Source organism: Trichococcus sp. TS_SC_9, assembly GCF_056156325.1.
On sequence record NZ_CM149591.1, the window covers coordinates 1,459,766 to 1,486,475 of the forward strand.

24 protein-coding genes are annotated in these 26,710 nt (G+C 49.3%); 15 read left to right on the top strand and 9 right to left on the bottom strand.

The features are described from left to right. Positions 1-96: 96 nt before the first annotated feature. Both AC0J5I_RS07120 and AC0J5I_RS07125 read left to right on the top strand, forming a co-directional pair. A complete protein-coding gene (locus tag AC0J5I_RS07120; protein WP_475305229.1) occupies positions 97-1,755 on the top strand; it encodes a L,D-transpeptidase family protein in 1,659 nt (552 codons plus the stop codon). 51 nt (positions 1,756-1,806) lie between these two features. Then, positions 1,807-2,805: an asparaginase gene (locus AC0J5I_RS07125; protein WP_475305231.1), complete on the top strand. Its 999-nt coding sequence runs from the start codon at positions 1,807-1,809 to the stop codon at positions 2,803-2,805. Between the two features lie 118 nt (positions 2,806-2,923). Here AC0J5I_RS07125 and AC0J5I_RS07130 read toward each other — a convergent pair whose 3' ends face one another. The 4 genes from AC0J5I_RS07130 to AC0J5I_RS07145 all read right to left on the bottom strand — a co-directional run bounded on the left by AC0J5I_RS07130 (position 2,924) and on the right by AC0J5I_RS07145 (position 7,788). Next, positions 2,924-3,487 carry a DUF6512 family protein gene (locus AC0J5I_RS07130; RefSeq protein WP_475305234.1) on the bottom strand — a complete coding sequence of 188 codons (564 nt, stop codon included), beginning with the start codon at positions 3,485-3,487 and terminating at the stop codon, positions 2,924-2,926. Between the two features lie 188 nt (positions 3,488-3,675). After that, a complete protein-coding gene (locus AC0J5I_RS07135) occupies positions 3,676-5,562 on the bottom strand; it encodes an ABC transporter ATP-binding protein (RefSeq protein ID WP_107994782.1) in 1,887 nt (628 codons plus the stop codon). Continuing rightward, positions 5,552-7,291 carry an ABC transporter ATP-binding protein gene (locus tag AC0J5I_RS07140; RefSeq protein WP_107994783.1) on the bottom strand — a complete coding sequence of 580 codons (1,740 nt, stop codon included), beginning with the start codon at positions 7,289-7,291 and terminating at the stop codon, positions 5,552-5,554. The genes AC0J5I_RS07135 and AC0J5I_RS07140 overlap by 11 nt, the downstream gene beginning before the upstream one ends. A gap of 56 nt (positions 7,292-7,347) precedes the next feature. Beyond that, a complete protein-coding gene (locus tag AC0J5I_RS07145) occupies positions 7,348-7,788 on the bottom strand; it encodes a MarR family winged helix-turn-helix transcriptional regulator (RefSeq protein WP_107994784.1) in 441 nt (146 codons plus the stop codon). A gap of 182 nt (positions 7,789-7,970) precedes the next feature. Here AC0J5I_RS07145 and trxA point away from each other — a divergent pair, with 182 nt between their 5' ends. The 4 genes from trxA to budA all read left to right on the top strand — a co-directional run bounded on the left by trxA (position 7,971) and on the right by budA (position 10,956). Beyond that, entirely contained in the window at positions 7,971-8,285 is a 315-nt protein-coding gene (trxA, locus tag AC0J5I_RS07150) for a thioredoxin (protein WP_107994785.1), read from the top strand. Positions 8,286-8,375: 90 nt separating this feature from the next. Next, a complete protein-coding gene (locus AC0J5I_RS07155; RefSeq protein ID WP_475299477.1) occupies positions 8,376-9,059 on the top strand; it encodes a helix-turn-helix domain containing protein in 684 nt (227 codons plus the stop codon). Next, a complete protein-coding gene (locus tag AC0J5I_RS07160) occupies positions 9,056-9,958 on the top strand; it encodes an IS3 family transposase (protein WP_475299478.1) in 903 nt (300 codons plus the stop codon). The genes AC0J5I_RS07155 and AC0J5I_RS07160 overlap by 4 nt, the downstream gene beginning before the upstream one ends. Positions 9,959-10,242: 284 nt before the next feature. Beyond that, a complete protein-coding gene (budA, locus tag AC0J5I_RS07165) occupies positions 10,243-10,956 on the top strand; it encodes an acetolactate decarboxylase (protein ID WP_107994786.1) in 714 nt (237 codons plus the stop codon). 104 nt (positions 10,957-11,060) lie between these two features. On the opposite strand, the gene pfkB is transcribed toward budA, so the two are convergent. Then, positions 11,061-11,975, bottom strand: a complete 915-nt coding sequence (pfkB, locus tag AC0J5I_RS07170) for a 1-phosphofructokinase (RefSeq protein WP_107994787.1) — start codon at positions 11,973-11,975, stop codon at positions 11,061-11,063. 235 nt (positions 11,976-12,210) lie between these two features. On the opposite strand from pfkB, the gene AC0J5I_RS07175 reads away from it, so the two are divergent. Further along, entirely contained in the window at positions 12,211-14,601 is a 2,391-nt protein-coding gene (locus tag AC0J5I_RS07175; protein WP_475305239.1) for an AAA family ATPase, read from the top strand. Between the two features lie 54 nt (positions 14,602-14,655). On the opposite strand, the gene AC0J5I_RS07180 is transcribed toward AC0J5I_RS07175, so the two are convergent. Then, complete coding sequence (locus AC0J5I_RS07180; protein ID WP_107994789.1) at positions 14,656-15,522, bottom strand: DegV family protein; 867 nt, start codon at positions 15,520-15,522, stop codon at positions 14,656-14,658. 135 nt (positions 15,523-15,657) lie between these two features. On the opposite strand from AC0J5I_RS07180, the gene AC0J5I_RS07185 reads away from it, so the two are divergent. Continuing rightward, a complete protein-coding gene (locus AC0J5I_RS07185) occupies positions 15,658-15,996 on the top strand; it encodes a hypothetical protein (protein ID WP_475305242.1) in 339 nt (112 codons plus the stop codon). Positions 15,997-16,043: 47 nt separating this feature from the next. Here AC0J5I_RS07185 and rlmN read toward each other — a convergent pair whose 3' ends face one another. Both rlmN and AC0J5I_RS07195 read right to left on the bottom strand, forming a co-directional pair. Then, a complete protein-coding gene (gene rlmN, locus AC0J5I_RS07190) occupies positions 16,044-17,108 on the bottom strand; it encodes a dual-specificity RNA methyltransferase RlmN (protein ID WP_107994791.1) in 1,065 nt (354 codons plus the stop codon). Positions 17,109-17,348: 240 nt separating this feature from the next. After that, complete coding sequence (locus AC0J5I_RS07195) at positions 17,349-18,626, bottom strand: Nramp family divalent metal transporter (protein ID WP_107994792.1); 1,278 nt, start codon at positions 18,624-18,626, stop codon at positions 17,349-17,351. A 240-nt stretch (positions 18,627-18,866) separates the two neighbouring features. Between AC0J5I_RS07195 and AC0J5I_RS07200 the strand changes: the two genes are divergently transcribed. The 4 genes from AC0J5I_RS07200 (at position 18,867) to AC0J5I_RS07215 (ending at position 21,136) form a co-directional block, all read left to right on the top strand. Beyond that, a complete protein-coding gene (locus AC0J5I_RS07200; protein WP_475305245.1) occupies positions 18,867-19,247 on the top strand; it encodes an iron chaperone in 381 nt (126 codons plus the stop codon). A 43-nt stretch (positions 19,248-19,290) separates the two neighbouring features. After that, positions 19,291-19,626: a DUF1622 domain-containing protein gene (locus tag AC0J5I_RS07205; RefSeq protein WP_475305247.1), complete on the top strand. Its 336-nt coding sequence runs from the start codon at positions 19,291-19,293 to the stop codon at positions 19,624-19,626. Positions 19,627-19,771: 145 nt separating this feature from the next. Then, positions 19,772-20,314 carry a DUF2202 domain-containing protein gene (locus AC0J5I_RS07210; protein WP_475305249.1) on the top strand — a complete coding sequence of 181 codons (543 nt, stop codon included), beginning with the start codon at positions 19,772-19,774 and terminating at the stop codon, positions 20,312-20,314. Between the two features lie 102 nt (positions 20,315-20,416). Then, positions 20,417-21,136, top strand: a complete 720-nt coding sequence (locus tag AC0J5I_RS07215) for a 16S rRNA pseudouridine(516) synthase (protein ID WP_475305251.1) — start codon at positions 20,417-20,419, stop codon at positions 21,134-21,136. 36 nt (positions 21,137-21,172) lie between these two features. Here the strand turns inward: AC0J5I_RS07215 and AC0J5I_RS07220 are convergent, their stop codons facing one another. Next, positions 21,173-21,559: an MmcQ/YjbR family DNA-binding protein gene (locus tag AC0J5I_RS07220; protein ID WP_107995068.1), complete on the bottom strand. Its 387-nt coding sequence runs from the start codon at positions 21,557-21,559 to the stop codon at positions 21,173-21,175. 154 nt (positions 21,560-21,713) lie between these two features. On the opposite strand from AC0J5I_RS07220, the gene AC0J5I_RS07225 reads away from it, so the two are divergent. The 3 genes from AC0J5I_RS07225 to AC0J5I_RS07235 are packed head-to-tail and all read left to right on the top strand — an operon-like array spanning position 21,714 to position 26,308. Then, positions 21,714-22,193: a MarR family winged helix-turn-helix transcriptional regulator gene (locus AC0J5I_RS07225; RefSeq protein ID WP_475305253.1), complete on the top strand. Its 480-nt coding sequence runs from the start codon at positions 21,714-21,716 to the stop codon at positions 22,191-22,193. 24 nt (positions 22,194-22,217) lie between these two features. Further along, positions 22,218-24,446, top strand: coding sequence for an ABC transporter ATP-binding protein (locus tag AC0J5I_RS07230; RefSeq protein WP_475305257.1), 2,229 nt, complete (start codon positions 22,218-22,220; stop codon positions 24,444-24,446). Next, positions 24,443-26,308 (top strand): ABC transporter ATP-binding protein, encoded by a 1,866-nt coding sequence (locus AC0J5I_RS07235; RefSeq protein ID WP_475305262.1) that lies wholly within the window; start codon positions 24,443-24,445, stop codon positions 26,306-26,308. Before AC0J5I_RS07230 ends, AC0J5I_RS07235 begins: the two co-directional genes overlap by 4 nt. The last annotated feature ends 402 nt before the right edge of the window (positions 26,309-26,710 follow it).

The window sequence follows — 26,710 nt, forward strand, 5'->3', positions numbered from 1 at the left end:
TTAACGGGGTATTGTTTGGTATAATGGAGGAAAGAGAGCGGTTACGAATGGATGCTCCATTATCTGTCGCTTACAGTCCTGCCGGGAGGGATTACCATGAGAAGGAACATTTTGTTTATTCTGTTGGGGTTGTTCATTGTTGCCGGATTAGCCCCTGCCCGCATTGCGGCTCCAGCATACTCATTGGAGAACGGTGCAATTGTCCAGAAAAGTTTGCTGGAACTTTACGATCCAGCGTACCTAAATATAGATGGAATTCGTGCCGAAACCGGCAAAAATTATGTCGCGCTGCAGACAAGAAGCGTTGCTGCCCTTTCGGGGGCGCAGGAAATCCCGCTATCCCCGACAACAGCCGGCAGCGCGGAATTGATTTATACGACTTACGTTCAGGACAGCGGGTGGCAGTCCGAAGTCCTGGAAGGCGCAATCAGTGGCGGAGCGGCATTGCCGCTCGAAGCCATCCAGGTGCGCTTGACCCACTTGGCCGAAGCGGGCAGCGTTTCATACCGGACCTACAGGCAGGACATGGGTTGGTCAAGCTATGTCTCCAATGGCGGGACGGCGGGAACGATAGGAACCAGCGAACCGATCGAAGCTGTGCAATTCAAACTGACTGGCGCTTTGGCCGCTCAGTACGATCTTTATTACCGGGTCCAAACGAGCCGCTTCGGTTGGCTGGATTGGGCCGGAAACGGCGAGACAGCCGGCACGGACGGTTTCCGCTATCCGATTGAAGGAGTTGAAATCGTTCTGATGAACAAGGAACAGATTTTCTTAGGCAAGCGTGAGCAAAGCTTCATCGAACGCATCGAGCCGGTCCTGTCCTACGGTAGCTATCTGACGGATTCGGGCTGGCAGGAGCCGGTCCTCAATCCAGCGCAAAGCGGCTCCCCGGATTCCTCGCAATCGCTGGAGGGTTTGCAGGCGAAATTGGACTCCCAGCCTTATCCGGGATCGGTCTCCTATCGCGCCGCCACAAGTGACAGTGGTTGGTTTGAATGGACGCAGGACGGATTGGAAGCGGGACTGCCAGGAACAGGTCAACGCATCGAGCGGATCGAGATGCAGTTGACGGATGAACTGGCTACGCATTATGATATCTATTATCAGGTACATGTGCCCGGAGTGGGCTGGCTGGATTGGGCCAAGAATGGCGAAACGGCAGGAACGCAAGGATACGACTATGAAGTCAGCGCCGTCCAGATGCACTTGGCTCAAAAAGACGGACAAGCACCAGGAAACACGGCTGTTGCCTTCATGAAATACGTACCGAAACCGCCGCCCGCTCTGGTTGTCCCGCCTGTCCCAACCTATCCGACAGGACCCGATTGGACGGTCCAGGAGGGCACCTTCAGGACGAATGCCGGCACCAACTATTATGTCGGCTCCAGTTACATCATCATCAGCATCGCTTACCAGCGCGTCTGGGCCTACATCGGTAACCAACGGATTGTGGATGCTCCTGTCATAACTGGACGACCTTCGATGCCGACGCCGAGAGGACTGTTCGCAATCCAACCATACAAGGAATCGCCGAGTGTCTTGGTCGGAGAGGATTACGAGTCACCTGTCCAATATTGGATTCCGTTTTTGGGGAATGCTTACGGCTTGCATGACGCCTCTTGGCAAACCCAAGGCTTCGGCGGCGACCTTTATCTTTCTTTGGGATCGCACGGTTGCGTCAATACCCCTTACTATGCGGTTCAAACACTTTACAATACCTATTCTGTCGGTACACCGGTCGTGGTTTATTGACCACCAGACGCGGAAAACCATGAAAAAAATAATGAACAAGCAGGTGAATGTGTGACTAAGAAGAAAATATTAATGATTGGAACGGGCGGTACGATCGCCTCCAAAATAACGCCGAATGGGCTCGATCCCCAACTGACATCCGAAGAGATATTGGCCTTTATTCCCGGTATCTCAGAAATATGCGAAGTCGATACCCTTCAGATCTGCAATATCGACAGCACTAACATCGCGCCTGATATCTGGGTGCTGATGACTGATACCATCCGGGAAAAGTATCAACAATACGACGGGTTTGTCGTCACCCATGGAACCGACACGATGGCCTATACGGCTGCCGCGCTGTCCTATATGATCCAGGATTCCCCCAAACCAATCATCATTACCGGTGCCCAAAAACCGATCAATATGGAAATCACCGATTCGAAGACGAATCTCTTCGACAGTTTCCTGTACGCATCATCCGATTCCGCCAGCGGTGTCCAGATTGTCTTCAACGGGAAGGTCATCCTCGGAACACGGGCAAGAAAGACGCATTCCAAGAGCTTCCAAGCTTTTTCCAGCATCAATTACCCTTATTTGGCGATTATCCAGGATGGACGCGTGATTTCTTACATCACAAAAGAAAAAGCGCAAGCACCGCGTTTCTATGACAGTCTGAATGCGAAGGTCGCGCTGTTCAAGCTGACGCCGGGAGTGGACTCGGATATTCTTTCTTACATGCTTGAGCGGAACGATGCCATCATCATCGAAAGCTATGGAGTGGGCGGTATTCCTTCAGCGCCCGAGTACGGATATTTCGAGGTCATCAATCACTGGATCGGAAAAGGGAAGACGGTGGTCATGACAACGCAGGTCCCTAATGAAGGCAGCGACATGGAAATCTACAAAGTCGGCCACGAACTGAAATCCCGGGTCAATATTTTGGAAGCCTACGACATGATCACCGAAGCTGTTGTATGCAAATTGATGTGGATATTGGGCCAAACCCAGGATCCGGCCCGGATCAAAGAACTGTTCTATACGACGATCAGCAACGATATACTCTATTAAAAGAGCGGAAAAGCCATCCTTTGCGAGGGCTTTTCCGCTCTTTTCTATTTTTCGGAAGTTTGGTTTTTGTTGGAGGTCTGAACGCAGTTGGCCCGAATAGGCTCCCTCCTTAAGCAATCTAAAACCCGTAGCTTCCGGTCGGTGTATCCAGAAAGAGCGGCAAGGCGGGTGGCTGGAAACTGAACAGCGCAAAGGCAATTGCGAAAAGAAGCCAGAGCACCGCTGCCATTCCAAGCCACATGCGGCTTGGCTCGACAGAGCGATAGGTGCGGAAAGCCAGCCGTTGGCCGCTGATGATACCGATAAAGAACAGCATCCCGTCAGTGAAAAGGGATTCGATGTCGAAAGCGCCTTGGAGCGTGTAGAATCCGGTGACGATGACGAGCAGGCAGAACAGCGTGGACACGCCCCCCGCCAGCAACCAGCGGGACGGCGAAAGCCGGTGCTTTTTACCGAAAGAGATGAAAACGAAGAGAAACCACAGGAAGGTGGACCAGTAACTCATTTTCAGATGTTCCCAGACACTCTCGTTCACTGGGACGAAAGGTGCTGCCCAGTTTGCTTCCTCGATCCATGCGAATGCGAAGTGGGAGAGGCCGCCGAACATCAGAATGAATGGGATGCCGGCAATAAAGGAACGGATGACGAATGCATCGGATTGGAGAACTCTCTTTTCAGTCATCGCAAGGACCTCTTTCTTTCGGCCGGTAATCATCAGGAATTTGGTGGATGAAGCATTCTTCGTGATCATTTTACCACGCGTCGGCCCTGGCTTCATTAAAATCGACTGCATACAAAAAAACCGCAGAATGGCCGCTCCAATTGGAACGGCCATTTTCTGCGGGGTGTTTCAATTTGATTCTAAAAGATCTATTCCAGCTCGAATGCTCCAGTATAAAGCTGATAATATTTCCCTTGCTCGCCGATCAATTTTTCATGATCACCGCGTTCGATGATTTGGCCTTGCTCCATCAGCATGATTACATCCGCATTTTGGATAGTGGATAAGCGGTGGGCGATGACGAAAACGGTCCGCCCTTGCATCAAAGCATCCATGCCGCGCTGCACGATCGATTCTGTCCGCGTGTCGATGCTGGATGTCGCTTCATCCAATATCATGACGGGAGGATCGGCTACAGCCGCACGAGCAATCGAAAGCAATTGTTTCTGACCTTGGGAAAGGCCTTCGCCGTCGCCGGAAATGACAGTCTGGTAGCCTTTCGGCAGACGGGAGATGAAGTCATCGGCATTCGCTAAGCGCGCAGCGGCATAAATTTCTTCATCGGATGCGTGCAGATTGCCGTAACGGATATTTTCCAGAATCGTCCCGGTAAAGAGATTGGTGTCTTGCAATACGATCCCTAAGGAACGACGCAGGTCATTTTTCTTGATGTCTGCAATGTCGATGCCGTCATAAACGATTTTTCCGTCTTGGATATCGTAGAAACGATTGATCAGATTTGTGATCGTCGTCTTGCCGGCACCCGTCGATCCCACGAAAGCGACCTTTTCGCCGGGATGGGCATAGAGGCTGATATCATGCAGAATCTGTTTGTCGGGATTGTAGGAGAAGTCGACATCAAAGAATCGGACATCACCGGTCAGTTGCGTATAGCGGACCGACCCATCTGCTTGAGGCACTTTCCATGCCCAAAGGCCAGTGTGGTTTTCGGCTTCCTTCACTTCATCACCGACCATGGTTGCATTCACCAAAGTTACGGTGCCTTCATCCAATTCAGGCTTTTCATCCATCAGTTCGAAGATCCGCTCAGCACCCGCCAAAGCCATCACGATCGATGAAACTTGTTGGGAAATCTGGTTGACCGGCATCGTGAAGGAACGGCTCAACTGCAGGAAGGAAGCAATCGCCCCCAAGGTAAGGCCGCCGATGCCTGAGACAGCCATGGCTCCTCCAAACATAGCGATCAGAGCATATTGCAGGAATCCCAGATTTCCTAGGATCGGCATCAGGATATTTGCGTAGATGTTTGCGTTCGTCGCGCTCTCGCGCAACTCGTCATTGAGTTTGTCGAAACGTTCCTTGGATTCTGTTTCTCGTCCGAAAACTTTCACTTCTTTTTGCCCGTGCATCATTTCCTCGATATAGCCGTTCACTTTACCGAGCGTTTGCTGCTGCTTGACGAAGTTGACGGAGCTTTTTCCGCCGATCGTCTTTGTGACTGTGATCGACAAGGCTACCATCAAGGCGACAATAAGCGTCAACGGCAAGCTGACTGCGAGCATCGCAGCGAATACGCTGACGATAGTGACCAAGGAAGAAAAGGCCATCGGGATACTTTGCGAAAGCATTTGGCGTAGAGTATCGATATCGTTTGTATAGCGGCTCATGACATCCCCATGCGCATGCGTATCGAAATATTTGATCGGTAAAGACTGCATATGCGTGAACAGTTCGTCACGGATTTTTTTCTGGATCCCCTGGGAAATGGAAACCATCAGGATATTGTAGACATAAGTAGCTATGACACCGATCATGTAAATGCCGGCCATCATCGCGATTGCGCGGTACATGTTGGTGAAGACCGGATTGGTTACGCCCAATAAAGGCGTGATGTAATCGTCAATCAGCGTCTCCAGAAATAGCGAGCCTGCGACATTGGCAAGCGCGCTGACCAGAATAAAGATCAATACAAGGCTAAAAGTGAATTTGTGCCCTTGGGCGATATAGGAGAGGAGACGTCTTGTCGTTTTGCCGGCATCTTTGGCTCCGCGTCGTTTTGGTTGATTAGGCTTCATAAGCAACTTGTCCCCCTTTCGTTTGTGAATAGTAAACTTCTTGATAAATGGTGTTTGTTGCCAGCAATTCATCGTGCGTTCCGATGCCATTGACGCTACCACTCTCCATCACGATAATCTTATCGGCATCCTGCACGGAAGAGACACGCTGAGCGATGATGAATTTGGTGGTGTTCGGGATTTCTTCCTTGAAAGCGGTCCGGATCAAGGAATCCGTCCGCGTATCCACTGCGCTGGTCGAATCATCGAGGATCAAGATCTTCGGTTGTTTGACCAAAGCGCGCGCGATGCAGAGCCGTTGTCGTTGGCCACCAGAAACGTTTGTGCCACCTTCTTCAATATAAGTGTCGTAGCCATCAGGAAGGCGTTGGATGAATTCATCGGCTTGAGCCTGTCGGGCCGCAAGCATCAGCTCTTCATCGGTAGCGGCAGGATTGCCCCAGCGCAGATTGTCTTTGATCGTTCCGGAGAACAGGATGTTTTTTTGGAGTACCATAGCGACTTCACCGCGCAATGTCTGCATATCATAATCGCGCACATTGACACCGCCGACTTTCACCGTACCACCAGTTGCATCATATAGACGCGGAATAAGGTGGACCAATGATGTTTTGGCACTGCCGGTACCGCCGATGATGCCGACCGTTTCCCCTGATTTGACGGAAAAACTGACATTTTTCAAGGCGAGCTTCTTCGGATCGTTGGTGTAACTGAAGTCCACCTGCTCGAAGGAGACCGATCCGTCAGGGATGACCGTGATTGGGTTGCTGTTGTTCTTCAGGTCGCTGTCCTCGCTCAGCACTTCTACGATCCGTTCCGCTGAAGCGCGGGAGATGGTGACCATGACGAATACCATCGAAATCATCATCAGACTCATCAGAATTTGGGAAGCGTATGTGATTAGACTCATCAGTTGACCTGTCGTCATCGAACCGGAGACGATCATGCGCGCGCCCAACAGAGACAATGTCAGAATGCTTGCGTACATCGTGAACTGCATCAAAGGGCTATTGAAGGCCAAGATTTTTTCGGCTTTGGTGAAATCAGTGTAGATTTTCTTGGAGACGGATTTGAATTTCTCAGTTTCATGCTCTTCACGCACAAAAGACTTTACGACCCGGATGCCATAGAGATTTTCCTGTACGACCCGGTTCAACTTGTCGTAGGTACGGAACACCCTCTGGAATATCGGGAAGGCTTGTGACATGATCAGATAGAGACCGAAGCCCAGGAATGGGATCGCTCCAAGGAAGACCATTCCGAGTTCGCTGTTGATGCTCAAAGCCATCATCAAAGAGAACACGAGCATGAGCGGCGCCCGGACCATGATCCGGATGATCATCTGGTAAGAGTTCTGGACGTTTGTGATGTCCGTCGTCAGACGGGTGATCAGACTGGATGTCGAAAACTGATCGATATTCGAAAATGAGAAATCCTGGATATTGTAGTACATGTCCTTGCGGATATTTTTGGCGAATCCGGCCGAAGCTTTTGCCGCATGCAAACCGGACAGGACTCCGAACCCTAATGAAAAGAGGGTGGAGACAATCAATATCAGTCCGATTCGGATGATGAACGGCATGTCTCCTTCTCCGATTCCTTTATCGATGATCATAGACATCAAATAGGGGATCAGCACTTCAAGGACGACTTCCAAAGTGACATATATAGGGGCAAGGATCGAATCCTTTTTATACTCGCGTATGCTGCCCATGAGTTTTTTTATCATAGCGTTAATCCTTTCCGTAAATAATGATTGGGTGACTTTTAAAACGGTTGAGGCAATCAGCTCTCTGCATTTTTTGATATTTTTTCGAGAATGCTCAAAAAAGTGGCGATTTCTTCTTCAGTTAAACCTTTGGACAATTGCCTCTCCACGGTATCAATCACTTGTTCCGAATTTTTTTTTGCCTGCAAAGCCTTATCCGTCAGTATCATTTTCCGCAGTCTGGCGTCGTAAGGAACGGTTTCCCGCAGCAGCAAGCCATCCCTTTCCATCGTATTCAGGATGCCTGTGACGGTCGATTTGCGGATGTCGAATTTCTGCTCGAGATCTTTCTGAAAGACGTCCCGCTCTGCAGATTCTTTGGCGATGTAGGAAACTATCGCGAATTGCATGCCGGTCAAGCCATAACCATCATTTTCGGTCAAATGCCTATTCATGAGACGCTTTATTTGTTGCCAAAGCGATCTGATCCGGAATCCCAGCAGGTCTGTGTTGCTCATTATTTTTCACCACCCATATAGTTCGTGCCCTAACTATATTATGCCCATTCAGACGGATTGTCAATCATCTTGCTTACTCACGGTACATTTTTATTTACTAATAATACCGGGTGGGGTATAATAATTTTTGTCGATAGGAAATTAAAGCAAAAATACACAGCAACAGGAAGGATAGATAAAGAATGAGCACACAAGTAACAGATACAACATGGCAGAGTGAAGTACAGGAAGGTTTGACGTTGATGGATTTTTGGGCGCCATGGTGCGGGCCTTGCCGCATGCTCGGACCCGTTTTGGAAGAAATCGAAGAAGAGATGGACAGCAAAGTGAAAATCGTCAAATTAAACATCGACGAAAACCAAGCGACGGCTTCACAGTTCGGCATCATGAGCATTCCGACAATGGTGTTGTTCAAAGACGGACAGCCGGTGGAAAAACTGACAGGCTACCATCCGAAAGATGTTTTGGTTGACTACCTGGAGACTAAATTAGCGTAATATAGTATGAATGGAGGGCTGTCTCGTTTTGATATGCTACCTCTATATAGGACATTGAATTATTTCAAGTCTTATATGGGGGTTTTTTCTATGTCTAAAAGAGCTATGAAATTATCTGTCGAAAACAGAGTCAACATTGTCGAGCAATATGTGAGAAATGAAATCGGTATATCAAGGGCAGCACAGAACGCTGGAGTATCTCAAGAGACCATTCGCAATTGGATTAGACTTTATGAGAACGGCGGTCCATCGGCCCTTTTACCGGTAAAGAAGAACAGTCATTACTCCAAGGAGTTAAAGTTGGCAGCCGTCACGGACTATCTGAACGGCCTGGGCAGCATGATTGAAATCGCCAAAAAATATGGTTTGCGGAGCAAAACGCCACTGCAGAACTGGCTAAAGGATTATAATACTCATAAAGACTTCAAAACAACCAGTGGAGGAAGTACTATGAGCAAAGGTCGGATAACAACCATAGATGAGCGTTTAAAAATTGTGTTGGACTGTTTAGAGAATGGAAAAGATTATGGTGCTATGGCTATAAAATATCAAGTCTCCTATCAAAACGTCTATCAATGGGTAAAGAGATATGCGGAATTGGGAGAAGCAGGGTTGGAAGACCGCCGTGGGCGCAGGAAAGGGACAATGCCCAGCCGGACTCCCGAGGAATTACTTCAAGACGAATTAGCACGTTTAAAACGCGAAAATCAACGTCTAAAAATGGAACTTGATGTAACAAAAAAATTCCAAGAATTAGAAAGGAGGAATCGTTGAGCGAAATAAGAAAACAAGCTGAGTACGAAACCATCAAGCAATTCCATACAGAAAAAGGTTATCCGGTGCAAGTTATGTGCGAAATCTTACATGTGACACGCTCCGCTTATTACCGCTGGCTTGAGCAACCACAAAGTCCAAGGGAAATTCGCAACAACCAAATCGCTGAAGTGGCAAAACAGATCCATGAAGAACATGACGATATGGGTCATCGTCGGATACGCGATGAGTTGGAATATACCCATGGCATGATCATCAGTGACAACCGCGCCCTTCGGTTATGCCGTAGTCAACAAATCCAATCCCGAATCAAACATCGTGCGAATAGCATCACCAAAGGTGCACAGAATCCGTATCATATCGCCGAAAATCGCCTCAACCGGAACTTTCGTGCAGACGCACCAAATGAAAAATGGTTGACCGATGTGACCGAATTCAAGTATTACGAAGGACCGGCAATCAAGAAAGTATATTTGAGTGCCATTTTGGATCTTTATGACCGTCGAATTGTCGCATACATAATCAGTGATCAAAACGATATGCCGCTAGTCCTCCAGACTTTTGATGCAGCCATACAAAATGAGCCAGAAGCTCAGCCGTTGTTCCACAGTGACCGCGGATTTCAATATACAAGTAAGCAATTCTGTGCGCGTTTAAGCGAGGCTGGTATGATACAAAGCATGTCCCGTGTCGCTCGTTGTATTGACAATGGCCCTATGGAAGGGTTTTGGGCGCTCATCAAGCGTGAAAAATATTACCGTCGCAAATTTACGAGTCGTTCCTCTTTGATTGATATGATTCACAACTATATGGAATATTACAATAATAGACGCATTCAAAGAAAGCTGCATATCATGACTCCGATGGAGTTCCATGACCAGTATTTCGAGGCAGCCTAATGACCCCTCACGTTTTGTGAGGGGAGCGGGTTGTGCTTCGCTCATAAAACGTGTGGGCCGCCAAGCGTAAGCGCGGCAGATATATATATGCAAAAAAACTGCCCCCACATTACGGGGAGCAGTCTGTAAAACTGTTTAAATATTTTACTGTCCTATTGACGGGTGGCATACCATTTTTGGTGCGGCCCTCATTGTTTGCCGCCTTCCCGCTATGATATAATGGGCTATCATGATCAGACAAAATAATAAATGATTGCGCAAGGGCACAGAAGGGGCGGGAGCAGATGGGCGAAAGTACATTGTATCAGCATCAGACGATGGGAGATCTGATGGCGGGGGTATTCGATGGAACCCTGACATTTGAGGAACTATTGAAGCATGGGGATATCGGGATCGGGACTTTCCATGATTTTGAAGGGGAACTGATCCTGCTGGACGGCATCGCCTATCAAGCGAAGGCGGACGGAACGATTTCGAAAGTCGATCCATCCCAAACGACGCCGCATGCCGCGGTGACTTTTTTTCAACCGGATCGCGAATACGACATCGACCGGCCGATGACGCTGAGGAAAGTCCGCTCGGATATCGTCAAGCGCGTCCGCAGCCGGAATGTGTTCTCCGTCGTCAAAATAACCGGACATTTCGAATATATGCATACACGGGCAGTGCCGAAGCAGCAAAAACCCTATCCACGCCTCATTGAAGCAACGCGTGTACAGCCAGAATTCGAGTCCTACAATATGCAAGGGACGGCAATCGGCATCTATACGCCGGAATTATTCGACGGGGTAGCCAAAGGGGGCTTCCATTGCCATTTCATCAGTGACGACCGCAAATTCGGCGGACACATACTCGATTACATCGTTGACGAAGCGAAATGCGAAATCCAAACCATTGAAAGCATCACGCAACATTTCGCCGTCCAATCTGATGATTTCATGGACAAAGAAATCGGATACCACAACTTGGCGGAAGAAATGGCCGAAGCAGAAGGCTAAGGAAGAAAAGCGGGCTTGGACCGCTAGCCATCATTTCAGATAAATAAAAAGCGTTGGATAGCCCCGGTTTCCGGAGGCTGTCCAACGCTTTTAAACTTTGTATTCTATTCAATTATTTCCAGAACAACTCGTCCCAATTGCGCCTCGATTTCTTCAGTGGTTGCGATATCCGGGGAGAAGGCTGTGGCAGTCCCGGCGGCTACGGCTACCCGGAAAGCTTCTGAAGCATCGCCCGTCCGGATGAAGGTACCGACGAACCCGGCCACCATGGAATCCCCGGCTCCAACCGGGTTGGCGACCTCGCCGGATAGCGGCGGCGCATAGATGACTTCATTCGGTGTGAAGAGTAGTGCGCCATCACCGCCGAGGGAAACAATGGCATGCTGGGCGCCCAATTCAACCAACTGCTTGCCGTAAGGGATAACTTCCTGCCAAGTGGTGAAAGTCCGGCCGAAAAATTCGCCGACTTCCTTCTGGTTAGGTTTCACGACCAATGGGTGGTACTGCAGGCTGTTGCGCAATTCATCTTTGGTGATGTCGCAGGCAAAAGGCACGCCTTCCTCATGCAGAGAGCGGATCAGCTGTTCATAAAAATCTTTCGGCATGGAAGGGAGCTTACTGCCTGACATCACAACGAAATCCTGCGTCGAAATGTCCTCGAAACCTTTCATGAAACGGGCAACTTCCTCGTCGGTTGCACTGGGACCGTAGTCGCTAATTTCGGTATCCTGGTCCGATTTCAGGACGAGATTGATGCGGGTGCGCTCCTTGATTATGGTGAATTGGTTGAGGATGTTCAGTTCCTCCATGTAGTCGCGCACAAAGTCACCGGTAAAACCCCCGCGGAAGCCCAACGCGATCGAAGGGATCCCGAGCGCTTTCAGGACGCGCGAAACCATGATGCCTTTCCCGCCAGGCGTGATCAGTTCATCCTGCATGTGATGGGAATGGCCCAAAGTTAATTGGGGGACAGTGACGATATAGTCGATGGTCGGATTCAGTGTGATCGTGTAAATCATAAATAACTCCTCCAGTCTGGATGGCACGCAGTTCTTTTTGCTTTCAATCAAAGTATAACCTTGTCGGCAAACAAACTCAAAAAATAGCCTTTTTGAGCTGAAGCCTCAGTAGGATTGGGAAAAGCCGCGAGCATAAACGCATGAAAAGGAACGGAATTGTGCTAAAATAAAGGGCATCATGAAAAGGTCCATATTAGATAAATAGAGTATAAGAACGGGAAGGAAGAAGCTTCGGATGACAGACGAGAACTTAACTGAAAACATAGACGAGAGGCTGAAAGGGATCGAGAACAACATCAGGAAAAACATGTCCTTGAGCAGCGTCCCGGTCTTGATGGAAGCCATCCGGACGCATCCGGATCATCCCCATGTGAATTACTTGCTGGGTCTCAGCCACTACAAGAACCGCAACATCGAAAAAGCGATGCATTACGCGCTGCGGGCGGTGGAATTGGACGGCACCGGCGATGCCTATTTGACGCTGCTGGCGAAGCTGTATGCGGAGGACGGCGATGACAAGGCAGCCGAGAGCTATGCGCAAGCCGCCTTCACCCGCAACCCCGCCAATTGGGAAGCGGCACTTGTCCTGGCGAAGATGGCCTTCGAAAAGAACGACCTCCCGCGAGCGTTGGAACTCGTCGATCAGGTGCTGAAGCACAGTCCGAAATCTTTCGCGGCTTTGCGTTTGAAGTCGAAGATCTACCTGCAGCAGGAAGAGGAGCTGGATACGATCCTGGCATCCATCGAAGAGTCCGAGAAATATGGCTATGACGATGCCATCGAGTACGACCGCGTCTATGCCTACTACATCCATGGCCGTTTCGATGAATGCCGCCGCATCCACAAGGAATTGGAACGGACACGACCGCTTTCGCACAGCACCGAAAAAGTCGGCAAACTGATTGCGACCATGCATTCGAGCCGGCTAGCAAGAAGGGCCCCGCATGCCGATTATTTCCATATGGATGCGACCCATTCCAACCGGAAAGTCAAAGTCTCTTTGGAAGAGTCCTTGGCTGAACTCAATGATCTGATCGGTCTGACTGAAGTGAAGGAAACCATCAACCGGATCGTGAAGCTAGTCGAATACGACAAGAAACGGGCCTACATGCTGTCGATCGAGAAGAATGAACAGCCTTCCTATCATTTTGCCTTTTCCGGCAATCCGGGCACAGGGAAAACGACAGTCGCCAGAATTTTGGGGGACATCTTCTATTCCTTGGGCATTCTCGAATCGGGTCAATTGGTGGAAGTGGATCGCTCGGATTTGGTCGGCGGCTACGTCGGCCAGACTGCCCAGAAGACCAAGGCTGTGATCGAGTCGGCCATGGGCGGCGTGCTGTTCATCGATGAAGCCTATGCCTTGGCATCCTCGGACAGCGATTCGCTCGATTACGGATCCGAAGCCATCGATACTTTGATCAAATCGATGGAAGATCACCGCAATGACTTCATCGTGATTCTTGCGGGTTATGACACCGGCATGAAGCAGTTGCTGAAATCGAATCCTGGCCTGTCGAGCCGGATCAATATGCAGATCGATTTCGAGGATTTTTCCGATCAGGAACTGTTGGAAATCGCCAAGGCGCAAGCAAAGGATAATCATTATACGTTGACTGAGGAAGCGGAGCAGGCATTCAGGGTCAAAATCAATCAGGAAAAAGTGGTCCCGCTGTTCGCCAATGCCCGTGCCGTCCGGAACATCATGGAGGAAGCGATGCGCGAAAGGGCCTTCCGTCTGAGCGAAAAGTCCGTGACGAAGGATGATCTGGTCATCCTCGAGCCGCTCGATTTCGGTATCGACCCGAACCAGCTGTTCGGAGATAATATTGAAGACTTGATGGCGCAGCTGCGCAATCTGGTCGGATTGAAGGATGTCAAAAAACAAGTCAGCTCGATCATGAACTATGTGCGCGCTGAAAAACGCCGCGAAAAGATGGGACAGCCGACGAACGATTTGTCCTTGCACATGGTCTTCACCGGCAACCCTGGCACAGGCAAGACCACGATCGCGCGATTGATCAGCCAAATCCTGAAATCCATCGGTGTGCTGAAGCGCGGACACATGATTGAAGTCACAAGGGAAGATCTGGTCGGGCAGTACGTCGGCCAAACCGGACCGAAGACATTGGAGAAAATCAAGGAAGCGTACGGCGGCGTCCTGTTCATTGATGAAGCCTATTCCCTTTATTCCGCTTCCGAAAATGACTTCGGCTATGAAGCCATCAGCGCGCTGATCAAGGAGATGGAGGACAACCGCGACAAACTGGTCGTCATCATGGCCGGCTATCCGAGCGAGATGGAGCAGATGCTCAGCATGAATTCCGGCATCCGCAGCCGGATCGCCTACACGGTCGATTTCCCGGATTACGACAGCGAAGAACTGACGGAAATCTTCCACATGGCCGCCACCCAGCAAGGTTTTGTGCTGACGGAGGAAGCCCAGGAGAAAGTGAAGAACCTGTTCGTGCAGTCCTATACGACGCGCGACAGTCATTTCGGCAATGCCCGCACGGCCAGGAGCCTCTTCGAGAAGGCAAAGCTGCACCAAAGCAACCGCTTAGCCGAAGATGAGGACGCGGATCTGTTCACGATCCTCCCAGAGGATATCGAAGAGAATAGTTAGACAAACAAAAAAACTTCTGCACTCGGAATTCCGTAAATGCAGAAGTTTTTTTATTTATTCGTCGTTGCCTGTTTTTTCAATCCCAGCAATCCCAAAAGCGCCAGGACCGCCATGGGAAGTGATGACCCCGCCGGTCTGGACCCAAGTGACGTCCTGGAAACCTTTTTCCTTCGCGTAATTTTCCATTTGGGTCATGATTTCTTCTTCCAAACCGAGTGAATGGATAAGGTACAGCTTTTTGTCGTCGATGGCGTAAGCCTTCAGGTAGTCATCAAAAAAATCGACAACGACGCGGCTCATCTTGCCGCGGTATTTTTTTGTGGAAACCAATTTGCCATCGATCAACTCGATCGTCGGTTTTATTTTCAGGAGCGATGCCCCCAGATAAGCGGCGTTGGAGACGCGGCCCCCTGCCCGCAGGAATTCGAGACCGGATGGCATGAACGAGAAGTGCGTGCGCGGCACTGCTGCTTCGATGGCGGCAACCAATCGCTCCACTGCGATGTCCGGCTCCTTTTCAAGTAGATCAGCGGCATAAAGCACGATTGCCGCCAAGCCACCGGATACGTTCAGGGCATCGATAAGGTAGATGTTCTCGAAATCTTCCGCCGCCAACACGGCACTCTGGAATGAGGAAGAGGCCTTGGAAGTGTAGCCAATATGTACGATGATGCTATCGGGCTGCTCAGAGCGGATCTTTTCGAAAAAAGCGGTATATTCGTTCGGATTGGTTGCGGTCGTGGAAGGCGTTTTTTTGGTTCGCTCGTAATAATCATACAGATCCGTGACCGGAAAAGATCCATCAAGATGATCGATATCATCCATGATGACGTGCATCGATACAATCTGGATATTGTGTTTCTTTGCCAAATCAGTGGGTATATCCGCGCCGCTTTCAGTCGTAAGGATTACTCTGCTCATACTATTCCTCCGTCTCCAATGGTCAAATATATTATTGCCAATGGACTTAATTTGTTGGTTCCAATATACCACACTTTTAGTGCCCGACCAAAAAGTGTTATGATGGAATCAGGACTAGGAAGGGAAGAGTGAGGCATGGACAAGAGAGGTAAAAACCGGAAATCGGACAGCGTCACGATGCTTGCGGTTGCGGGATATGTGCTGTTCTTGGTGGTTGGCTTTCCGGCGGCTGAGAGAGCAGGCGGCTTTTATCCGGCGCTGATGATTTTAGGGGGAATCGCGGTTCTATTCGCGATCGTCTACTACCATTCGCACGTGAATGCGTACGCCTGTCCACAGTGCAAGCGCCAATTCAAAATCAGCTTCCTGACTGATCTGTTGTCTTTGAACGGAGGCAAGCGAGGCAAACGGTTGACTTGCCCGCACTGCGGATTCAAAGGTTGGATGCAGGAGACAGCACCTGACGAAGAATAATTAAAAAAGCAACCTCATTTTACCGAGGTTGCTTAGTGAAAGGTCAATTATTTAGTTGCTTTTTCCAGGTGCTTACTGCGCAGTTGGCCACAAGCAGCATCGATGTCGGTGCCGTGTTCCTTGCGGATGACGCAGTTGATGTTGTTCTTTTTGAGGATATCATAGAATGCCAAAATATCCTTTTTGGTGCTGCGTTCGTATTTGATGTGTTCAGCAACCGGATTGTAAGGGATCAGGTTCACGTAGGACAGGTGACGCTTATCTTTCAATAAGGCGACCAATTCATGCGCCTGTTCCGGTCTGTCGTTCACGCCAGAGATCATGATGTATTCGAAAGTGATGCGGCGGTTCGTCTTTTCCAGATATTCGTCGATGGCGGACATGACTTCCTTCAGCGGGTGTTTGCGGTTGATGCGCATCATACGGCTACGGATTTCATCGTTCGGCGCGTGGAGGGACAAAGCCAAGTTGACTTGCAGTCCGTTTTCCGCGAATTCCCGGATCTTCGGAGCCAATCCACTGGTGGAAACGGTGATGTGACGCGCGCCGATTGCCAAACCTTTGGCATGGTTGACGATGTTCAGGAAGGCGATGACATTATCGTAGTTGTCGAACGGTTCGCCGATGCCCATCACAACGATGTGGCTGACGCGTTCGCCATTGCCTTTTTGATCCAAGTAGTGCTGGATCTGCATGATTTGCGCAACGATTTCGCCGGCAGTCAGATCGCGTTGTTTCCGTTTCAGGCCGCTTGCGCAGAACGTGCAGCCGATATCGCAGCCGACTTGCGTCGTAACGCAGACGGACAGGCCATATTCTTGACGCATCAGGACGGTTTCAATCATCAGTTTGTCTTCCAGCTGAAAGAGGTATTTAGTTGTGCCGTCCGCTGATTCCTGGACGACCACTTGATTCAGGGGCTGCAGCAAGAAGGTGTCGGAGAGAAGGGCAACCAAATCTTTTGACAGGTTCGTCATTTCCGAGAAATCGAGGACCCGTTTGATATATAGCCAGTCCCAGATCTGTTGGGCGCGGAATTTTTTCTGGCCTTGTTCCAACAACCAAGCTTCCAGCTGATCCAAAGTCAATCCATAAATAGAAGGTGTATTCATTTTACTTTCCTTTCTTTACCGTTCAAATTTTCATTCCATATCATAACACATTTTTATGAAAATGGAATCACATCCTTAAAATAAGTAACATGGTGCAAAAATGGCAACTTATTGGATCTTCCGTGAGTTGAGTCCGCGCAGCCTCACGGAGACTTATGACTTGCGCGGAAAATAGGCCCCGGATAACCTATATCCGAGACCCGATTCTTTTTTAGCCATTATTCACAGAAAAACAGCCCGCTAGAGGCCGAAGAAATCCTTCATGAAAAGCAAGCCGATGCCGAACATCACCAACGTCGCAATGCCGCCGACCACATTTCCCAAACGACGGTTCGTATGGCTGCCCATCACTTTTTTATTGTTTCCGATGAAGAGGATCAAGAGCATCAAGGGTGGGGCCATCAAGCCATTGATGGCTGCGGAATAGTACAAGGCCCTCATCGGATCGATCCCGATGAAATTGATCGTCAGTCCGATGAGCGTCGCGATGGTGATGACGCCGTAGAAACCATGCGCCTCCTTCAGTTTCTTCCCCAAACCCGTCTCCCAACCGAAAAATTCGGAAATGGCGTAGGATGAGGAGCCAGCCAAAACAGGCACACCAAGCAGTCCCGTTCCGATGATGCCCAAAGCGAACAACCAATAGGCAAAGTCTCCCACCAATGGCCGAAGCGCCTGAGCGGCCTCCGTCGCGGAGTTGATGGTGGTGATGCCGCTAAGATGAAGGGTTCCTGCCGTCGTCAACACAATCATGAAAGCAGTGACGGTTGTAAAAAACATCCCGACTATCGTATCAATTTTCATATTCTTGATATCCTTGACAAAGATGCGGGGTTTCCCGATGCCGATTCCTTTGATTTTATGCTCGACAATCTCTTTTTCCACTTCTTCATCCGCTTGCCAAAAAAACAGGTAAGGGGAAATCGTCGTACCTAAAAAGGCCACCACATTAAGCGTGAATTCCCGGGAAGGATAAAAGGTTGGGACAAGGGTGTGCTGAAGGACAGCCCCCCAATCTTGGCGGACCATGAATGCCGTGAAAAAATAAGCGAACAGAGAAAGCGTCAGTAGCATCAGAAATCTCGAATAATGTTTGTAGTCCATGAAAATTTCCAGAACCAAGGTCAGGGCCGTCATGACTAGGATCCAAAAAATGAACGGTAAACCGAGCACCATCTGAGCCACTGCGGCCATCGCGCCCAAATCGGCACCGATGTTGATCGTATTGGCGATGAACAGAAGGGAGATTGCCGGATAGCTTACCCACTTAGGATAGGACTGTCTCATGATCCCGGTCAGCCCTTTACCCGAAACCAGCCCGATCCGTCCGCACATTTCTTGAATAGCAATCGCAAAGATGCACGAAATCGGAGAAAGCCACAACAGATGAAGGCCGAACATGGCTCCTGTCTGCGAATAGGTGACGATGCCGGATGGATCATCATCAGAGGCTCCAGTGATGACGCCCGGTCCAAATTTTTTGAGGAATTTTTTGGTATTTTTGAGAATTTTACGCATCTTTCTCACTCCCTTGTTGGGTTGTACATCTGCAACCAGACTTTCCTAAAAATAGTTATGTTAGCCATCATCAGTGCCGGTCAGTAGTGGGTTAAGGGAGCGGCTTGTCCAGTTTTTTTATCCTCTTTGCCATCATCATACCTACTATTCGTTAAGCTTGCAAGCACTTGCATCGCTATATGATATACTATTTACAGGAACGCAAACAACAGAAAATCGAGATCATCGAGGTGGATTAAAATGGAAGAATCAGCTGAAAAAATTGAAACAATTGATGCATACATCAGCCGCTACGACGAGGATATTCGGGCAATCCTGCAGGAATTTCGTCGGCTGATAAAAGAAGAGGCACCTGATGCGACAGAAAAAATCAGTTATCAGATGCCGACCTTCTACCTAAACGGGAACTTGGTGCATTTTGCTGTGCAGAAAAATCATATCGGTTTCTATCCCGCACCAAGCGGCGTTGCGGCTTTCAAGGAAGAATTGACGGATTACAAGACTTCAAAAGGCGCCATCCAATTTCCACTGACGAAACCTATCCCATACGAGCTTGTGCGCCGGATCGTCCGCTTCCGGGTAGAAGAAGCGAAGGGGAAAAAGAAACAGAGCAAAAAATGAATGGTTCCGCTAGAGGATTTCAAGTACATAAAGGAGGAGTATTATGGATTTGCATGCTGTCTTAACCCAAGTCATCCCGACGCTTGCGAGCCTGATCGAGGGCATCGGCGTCCTGATCATCCTTTATGGGTGCGTCAAGTCGTTGTATCTGTTCATTCTGGACAGGCTGAATCTGAGCAACAACCAACCGAAACTTGAATTGGCCAAAGCTTTGGCGTATAGTCTGGAGTTCAAACTGGCCGCAGAAATATTGAAGACGGTCATCATCCAGACGATCGATGAATTTATTGTGCTCTCGGCCATCGTCATCCTGCGGGTCGTTCTGACGGTCGTCATCCATTGGGAAATCAAGAGCACCAATTCAGAAGAAGGGGAGTGACTTGCGCACTCTCTCTTTTATTATTTTTTTTTTGAAAAGCGTTCTCTTTTCGCCCCTGTTTTGCCATGCTTTCGACATACTTCTTTCCTATACTGAACTTGTAGAAAAGAAGATCACGAAGCATACAAAAAAGGAGCGGATAAAAATGAAAAAGTGGATGAACGGAGCAGTAGGCGGGGCTTTGGCAATCTTATTGTTCAGCGGCACCGGCGTCATGGCATCCGAAGATGAAGAGTTATATGGCGCAGCAGCGGTCAGTGAAGGAGAAACGTATACAATAGAAGAAATGTTGGTTTACGCTATCCAGGATGAATATATGGCCGAAGCGGCCTACGAAGCGATCATGGATGCATACGGAACGGTCAAACCATTCACGAGCATCGCCAAAGCGGAAGGCACACACATCTCCTTATTGTTGCCGCTGTTCGAAACTTATGGATTTGAGGTTCCGGAAAATGAAGCGGAAGCCCGTATTGAATTACCGGCGTCCTTGGCGGAAAGCTTTGAAAAAGGCGTGGCCGGCGAAATCGAAAACATCTCTGTTTATGGGCAATTCCTTGAGGCTGATGATTTGCCGGACGATGTCATAAGCGTCTTTGAACGCCTGATGGCCGCATCCGAAAACCATTTGGCAGCCTTTGAACGGGGTGTCAGCGGAAATCCCGACGGAGCCGGAAGAAAAAAATGATGCAAAACTATAAAACAAGTCCCGCGCATAATCAACTTGCGCCAAGTATCTTTTCCGCTTAGAATATAAGGACTGCAATAAAAACGGAAAGGATGACGATGGATGCGATTGGACAAACTGCTCAACGAATGCGGCTACGGTTCGCGAGGACAAGTAAAAAAAATGATCAGAAGCAAACAGGTCAGCATCGACGGGGAAATCGTGCTAGCGGACAATCACAATGTTGATCCACAGCTCCAGACGGTCATCGTCTCGGGGGAAACGCTGACGCAACACACCAATGTCTACTATATGCTGCACAAACCGGCTGGCGTTGTCACGGCGGTATCCGATGAAGGCAACCCGACCGTCATCGATCTGATCGACCCGTCCGACCGCAGACCGGGCCTCTATCCTGTGGGACGGTTGGACAAGGATACGGAAGGGCTGCTGTTGATCACGGACAATGGGCAGCTAGGATATCAGCTGCTGCTGCCGCACAAAAAAGTGACGAAGCGCTATGAGGTCGTCGTGAACGAGCTTGTGACAGCCGCCGATCAGGAAGCCTTCGCTGAAGGAATCGTCTTCCACGGAGGGACGACCTGCAAGCCGGCCTATTTGACCATCCTCAGCCACGGGGACGATGAAAGCCGCGTGCTGCTGGATATCAGTGAGGGGAAATTCCACCAAGTGAAGAAGATGTTCCTCTCGGTCGGCAAGAAAGTCACCTATCTGAAACGACTGACGATGGGACCGATTGAATTGGATGAATCGATTCCACTGGGGAGCTATCGGCCGCTCAACGAAGCGGAATTGGAACAACTGAAGCCGTATTTCCGCTAGAAAGAAGGCAAATCAACCAAAAAGAGGAGGAGCTAATCAAAGCTCTTCCTCTTTTTGGCGTACTATTGTTTTTTTCCTCGGTTTTGTCTGCGTCAACCGGTAGCTTTCCGTGATGATGCGGTCAGCAATCGGGAAAAGCTCTTCAGAAACGAGCCGCAGGGTGATCCAGTGGGTCTTGTTCATATGATAGGCGGGCATGATTTCCGGAATTGTCTCGCGCAGATAGTCGTTCCGCTCGGGGGTGTTCTTCACGTTCAGCCAAGTTTCACCGTTCCGTTCATAGATGTAGGCGAAGGTTTTCCGGTTGCCTTCGTGGCGCATGACGGTCCATTCCGAATCGCCGAAAGGGTAGTCTTCGATGACGTGCGCGTGTTCCTGGCAAAGGGCAATCAAGCGATTCCTGACAGAAATTATCTCTTCCATACTGATCCTTCTTTCCGGTTCATTTAATACTACAATCATTATATTAAATTTTCCTGAAAATGGCTCGTATTGTATCGAATCCATTGACATATGGATGGATAATGAGATAATAGATAGCGTGCTATGTATAACTGTTCGGAAAGGAGGAAACATTTTGATATCACGCGAGATGATGGGTGTATATATCCCGATGCTCCATAACCAATTTAAGGAACAGATGAACCGACTGGTGGGTAAAATCGACTTGACCACGTCCCAAATCCACATCCTTTTCTATCTGAAGGGCCGTGGTGACGAGGAAGTGATCCAAAAAGACATCGAGGAGACTTTCAACCTTACCAATCCGACCGTGACCGGAATCATCAAACGGTTGGAAGCGAAGGGATTCGTCACACGCACGGTCAGTTCGAAGGATGCCCGTTCCAAGAGCATTCATCTTACCGAAAAAAGCATCGCCGCCTCGGAAGAGATGAAGAGGGCGCTGCATGAAGCCAACAAAAAAGTTTTCGAAGGCTTCACCGATGAAGAACTGGACGTATTAGAAAGGTGCTTCAAAAGGATGCTGCACAACCTGGAAGGCGGCTGCGTCCACCAACACGGGCACGGGCATCTGCATAAAAAAGAAAACAACTAAATCAGGAAAGAAAAGGTAAAGCATATGAAAGTGATAATGAAATACTTAAAACCGTTTGCCGGTACGATCCTGATCAGCTTGCTGATTTTATTCGGACAAGCAATCGGGGAATTGAGCCTGCCGAATCTGATGAGTGACATCGTCAACACCGGCATCCAGAACGGAGGCGTCGAACAGGAAGCGCCTGAAGCTCTGCCGGCGGAAGGCTTCGCACTCATGACACTGTTCATGGATGAAGAGGACAAGGAAACGTTCCAGAACAGCTATCAGCTGATCGAGGGCGGATCGGCTGAAGCTGAGGCCTACAGCGCAGAATTTCCGGAAAGCCAACAAGCGGATTTCTACGTGCTTGATGAAACCGATCCGGAAAAAATGACTTCGTTGGAGAGCATCTTCAGCAAAGCCAGCTACAGCTTCGTGACGTTCATGCAGGAAATGTCTGCTCAGCAAGGCAACGCTGCGGCGGTCGATGCCGAGAGCGGCTTCGAGGATGCAGATATGAACCAACTTTACGCACTGTTGCCGCAATTGCAGCAGCTACCTCAGGAAGCTTTCACAGCTTCAATGGAGGTTGCTGATGCTGCCGAGCCGATGCTCTACAGCCAAATCGGGATCCTGTTTATGAAACTCTTCTATGAAGATCTGGGAGCGGATATGGATGCGCTCCAGAACCAATACATTATGACAAAAGGCGCACAGATGCTCGCCATCGCAGTGGCTGTCTCTGTTGCTTCCGTAGCGGTCGCATATTTCTCTTCGCGGATCGCCGCGAAAGTTTCCGGCCGGATGAGAAGGGATGTCTTCGCCAAAGTCGAAAGTTTTTCCAACACCGAGTTCGATAACTTTTCGACCGCATCCTTGATCACCCGCACGACCAATGATGTGCAGCAAATCCAGCAACTGATCACGATCGGTATCCGCATGCTTTGCTATGCACCGATTTTGGCAACTGGTGGTCTGATCATGGCGATTGACAAGAGTGTCTCGCTGGCATGGACAATCGCCGTTGCGGTCATTGCCCTTGTCGGCATCATGATGACGATCCTGTCGATTGCGATGCCGAAGTTCAAAGTGTTGCAAAGCTTGACGGACAGATTGAATCTGGTCAGCCGCGAGAACCTTTCCGGCATGATGGTCATCCGCGCTTTCGGGAATGAACCATTCGAAGAAAACCGCTTCAATGATGCCAATGAAGAGTACACCTTCACAAACCGCTTTGTTCAACGTTTGATGTCCCTTTTGATGCCGGCGATGATGCTCATCATGAACGGTGTTTCGCTGCTGATCATCTGGTTCGGTAGTCAGCAAGTCGCTGATTCTGCCCTGCAGATTGGGGATATGATGGCCTACATCCAATATGTGATGCAGATCATCATGGCATTCTTGATGATTTCAATGATGTTCATCTTCCTGCCGCGCGCTTCTGTATCGGCAATCCGGATCGGGGAAGTGTTAGATACGGATTTGAGCATCACGGATCCGATCGATGCGCAACCGAGCGGAAAGAACGAAGGACTCATCACCTTCAACCATGTTTCTTATCATTATCCGAAGGCGAACGAGAATGTATTGACCGACATTTCCTTTACCGCTAGACCAGGCGAAACGACTGCGATCATCGGCTCGACAGGTTCCGGCAAATCGACGTTGATCAATCTGATTCCGCGCTTTTATGACGTGACAGACGGCGCCATCGAAATCGATGGCATCGACATCCGGAAAATGACGCAAACCGATCTGCGCCGCAACATCGGCTATGTTCCTCAAAAGGGTATGCTCTTCTCCGGAGACATCGCTTCAAACGTTCTGTACGGAAAAGACGATGCGTCGATGGATGACATCATGAAAGCTATTGAAGTCGCCCAAGCGAAAAACTTCGTATCGGATATGGAAGACGGCATCGAAACGGCCATCGCACAAGGCGGAGGTAATGTCAGCGGCGGGCAGAAACAACGCTTGGCCATTGCCCGCGCGTTGGTAAAAAAAGCGTCGATTTATATTTTTGACGACAGCTTTTCAGCGTTGGACTTCAAAACGGATGCGGCACTGCGTTCTGCATTGCATGCCTACACGGACAACGCAACCGTCCTGATCGTGGCGCAACGGATCAGCACCATCATGGATGCGGAGCAGATCATTGTCCTCGATAAAGGCAAAATCGTCGGGATAGGGACTCACGATGCATTGATGAAAAACTGTGAGACTTATCAAGAAATTGCTAAATCTCAGCTTTCAGAGGAGGAATTAGCATGAGCGAAATGAAACAAAGAAGACCGCAAGGCGGCCCTGGCGGAGGCCACGGTCCGATGGCAGGAATGAGCGCACCGGTCGTGAAAGCGAAGGACTTCAAAGGCGGATTCAAAAAATTGGCCGCTTATCTGTCGCCCTTCAAATGGCTGATGGCAGTCGTCTTCATATTGGCGATCGCTTCCTCCCTGTTTGGGATTGTTGGACCAAAAATCATGGCTTTGGCCATCGACAAATTGGTAGCCGGAGTCATGCTGAAATTCACAGGCGGGGCCGGCGAAATCGATTTCGATTACATCGGAACAGTCCTGTTGGGGCTTTTGGGCTTGTACGTTCTGAGTGCCGCGTTCTCTTATCTGCAAGGTTTTCTGATGTCGGGTGTTTCCGCAAAAGTTTCCTATAAACTGCGCAAAGACATAATGGAGAAAATCAACAAATTACCGCTGGCCTATTTCCACAAGAATAGCCAAGGGGATGTTCTTTCCAGGATCACGAATGACGTGGATACTCTGAATACCAGCCTGAACCAGAGCCTTACCCAGATCATCACGTCGATCACGACTTTGGTGGGTGTCTTCATCATGATGCTGACGATCAGTTGGCCGCTGACGCTCGTCATTCTTGCTGTGCTGGTCGTTTCTATGATGCTCCTGATGCTGATCATGTCGAAGTCGCAGAAGCACTTCGCCAACCAGCAAAAATACTTGGGTGCGGTCAATGGCCATGTCGAAGAGATGTACGGCGGACATGTGGTCATGAAAGCCTTCAACGGGGAAGAAAAATCCGTTGCCGCTTTCGACAAAGAGAACGATCAATTGATCGAAGCCGGCTTCAAGGCCGAATTCCTTTCCGGTTTGATGATGCCCTTGTTGAGCCTGATCGGAAATCTTGGTTATGTCGTTGTCTGTATCATGGGTGGCGCGATGGCGGCTGCCGGAAACATGACAATCGGGGATATCCAAGCCTTCCTGCAGTACGTGCGCAACTTCACCCAACCTTTGACGCAAGTCGCTCAAGTGGGGAGTCAATTGCAACGGATGGTGGCTGCCTCCGAACGTATTTTTGAATTCCTGGAAGAGGAAGAAGAGACAGTGACCGAAGCGAAAATCGAAATGGCGACCGCTGATGTCAAAGGGAATGTCCGCTTCGAGCATGTTAAGTTCGGTTATGAACCGGATCATCTGGTCATCAAGGACTTCTCCGCGGATATAAAAGAAGGACAAAAAGTCGCGTTAGTTGGTCCTACCGGCGCCGGCAAGACGACGATGGTGAAATTGTTGATGCGTTTCTACGATTTGACGGGTGGAGCCATCTACATCGACAACCACAAACTTACCGATTTCACGCGCAGCGATCTGCGTACGGAATTCGGGATGGTGCTGCAGGATACGTGGCTTTACAATGGTACCATCATGGAGAACATCCGCTACGGGAAACTGGATGCGACGGATGAAGAAGTCATCGCTGCCGCAAAAGCTGCGCAGGTGGATCACTTTGTCCGGACGTTGCCGGATGGCTATGATATGATCCTGAACGAGGAAGCCAACAACGTTTCTCAGGGAGAGAAACAATTGCTGACGATCGCGCGCGCCATTCTAGCCGATCCGCAAATCATGATCCTGGATGAGGCGACAAGTTCGGTTGACACGCGGACGGAAGTGCTGATCCAGAAAGCGATGGATACGCTGATGCAAGGCAGAACAAGCTTCATCATCGCGCATCGCTTGTCGACCATCAAAAATGCCGACCTAATCCTCTGCATGAACAACGGGGACATCGTCGAACAAGGAACCCACGGAGAACTGCTGGCGAAAGGCGGCTTCTACGCCGACCTCTACAACAGCCAATTCGACGAAGGTGAAGAATAATAAAGAGAATAAAACTGCATCATGCAGCCTAAAGAAGATGATCCCGATACGCAATCGGGATCATCTTCTTTATTTTTTTTGCCCACTTCCCAAAGAATAGTCGTGAAAGCGGATTTGTCAATACTGAATATAAAAAAATCCTCATCGAAGAGTTCCCCAATGGTAATCAGATCATCCTCAAGAAGGATCTAAACCTTTGACGAATGCCATCGCAACACACTTACTTCAGCAAGGATAACAGCGTTCACAAAGTATTAACAATAAAAAAGTTGTAACCGGTTACCAGCGATGGTATTATTTCCTTAGTTATTACAACTCAGTTTTACCAATCGCATTTCGAATACTTTTAAACGCAACGTAGTTTCATAATGTGATAAAGATTATTGAATTGTAAGCGCTGGA

What these genes read in the sequence shown, in the direction of transcription:
- AC0J5I_RS07130 (WP_475305234.1), bottom strand. Translation starts at nt 3,487, where the DNA reads ATGACTGAAAAGAGAGTTCTCCAATCCGATGCATTCGTCATCCGTTCC.
- AC0J5I_RS07185 (WP_475305242.1), top strand. Translation starts at nt 15,658, where the DNA reads ATGGACAAGAGAGGTAAAAACCGGAAATCGGACAGCGTCACGATGCTT.
- AC0J5I_RS07180 (WP_107994789.1), bottom strand. Translation starts at nt 15,522, where the DNA reads ATGAGCAGAGTAATCCTTACGACTGAAAGCGGCGCGGATATACCCACT.
- AC0J5I_RS07230 (WP_475305257.1), top strand. Translation starts at nt 22,218, where the DNA reads ATGAAAGTGATAATGAAATACTTAAAACCGTTTGCCGGTACGATCCTG.
- AC0J5I_RS07175 (WP_475305239.1), top strand. Translation starts at nt 12,211, where the DNA reads ATGACAGACGAGAACTTAACTGAAAACATAGACGAGAGGCTGAAAGGG.
- AC0J5I_RS07220 (WP_107995068.1), bottom strand. Translation starts at nt 21,559, where the DNA reads ATGGAAGAGATAATTTCTGTCAGGAATCGCTTGATTGCCCTTTGCCAG.
- AC0J5I_RS07135 (WP_107994782.1), bottom strand. Translation starts at nt 5,562, where the DNA reads ATGAAGCCTAATCAACCAAAACGACGCGGAGCCAAAGATGCCGGCAAA.
- trxA (WP_107994785.1), top strand. Translation starts at nt 7,971, where the DNA reads ATGAGCACACAAGTAACAGATACAACATGGCAGAGTGAAGTACAGGAA.
- AC0J5I_RS07200 (WP_475305245.1), top strand. Translation starts at nt 18,867, where the DNA reads ATGGAAGAATCAGCTGAAAAAATTGAAACAATTGATGCATACATCAGC.
- AC0J5I_RS07120 (WP_475305229.1), top strand. Translation starts at nt 97, where the DNA reads ATGAGAAGGAACATTTTGTTTATTCTGTTGGGGTTGTTCATTGTTGCC.
- pfkB (WP_107994787.1), bottom strand. Translation starts at nt 11,975, where the DNA reads ATGATTTACACGATCACACTGAATCCGACCATCGACTATATCGTCACT.
- AC0J5I_RS07235 (WP_475305262.1), top strand. Translation starts at nt 24,443, where the DNA reads ATGAGCGAAATGAAACAAAGAAGACCGCAAGGCGGCCCTGGCGGAGGC.
- AC0J5I_RS07155 (WP_475299477.1), top strand. Translation starts at nt 8,376, where the DNA reads ATGTCTAAAAGAGCTATGAAATTATCTGTCGAAAACAGAGTCAACATT.
- AC0J5I_RS07195 (WP_107994792.1), bottom strand. Translation starts at nt 18,626, where the DNA reads ATGCGTAAAATTCTCAAAAATACCAAAAAATTCCTCAAAAAATTTGGA.
- budA (WP_107994786.1), top strand. Translation starts at nt 10,243, where the DNA reads ATGGGCGAAAGTACATTGTATCAGCATCAGACGATGGGAGATCTGATG.
- AC0J5I_RS07210 (WP_475305249.1), top strand. Translation starts at nt 19,772, where the DNA reads ATGAAAAAGTGGATGAACGGAGCAGTAGGCGGGGCTTTGGCAATCTTA.
- AC0J5I_RS07205 (WP_475305247.1), top strand. Translation starts at nt 19,291, where the DNA reads ATGGATTTGCATGCTGTCTTAACCCAAGTCATCCCGACGCTTGCGAGC.
- AC0J5I_RS07145 (WP_107994784.1), bottom strand. Translation starts at nt 7,788, where the DNA reads ATGAGCAACACAGACCTGCTGGGATTCCGGATCAGATCGCTTTGGCAA.
- AC0J5I_RS07140 (WP_107994783.1), bottom strand. Translation starts at nt 7,291, where the DNA reads ATGATAAAAAAACTCATGGGCAGCATACGCGAGTATAAAAAGGATTCG.
- AC0J5I_RS07215 (WP_475305251.1), top strand. Translation starts at nt 20,417, where the DNA reads ATGCGATTGGACAAACTGCTCAACGAATGCGGCTACGGTTCGCGAGGA.
- rlmN (WP_107994791.1), bottom strand. Translation starts at nt 17,108, where the DNA reads ATGAATACACCTTCTATTTATGGATTGACTTTGGATCAGCTGGAAGCT.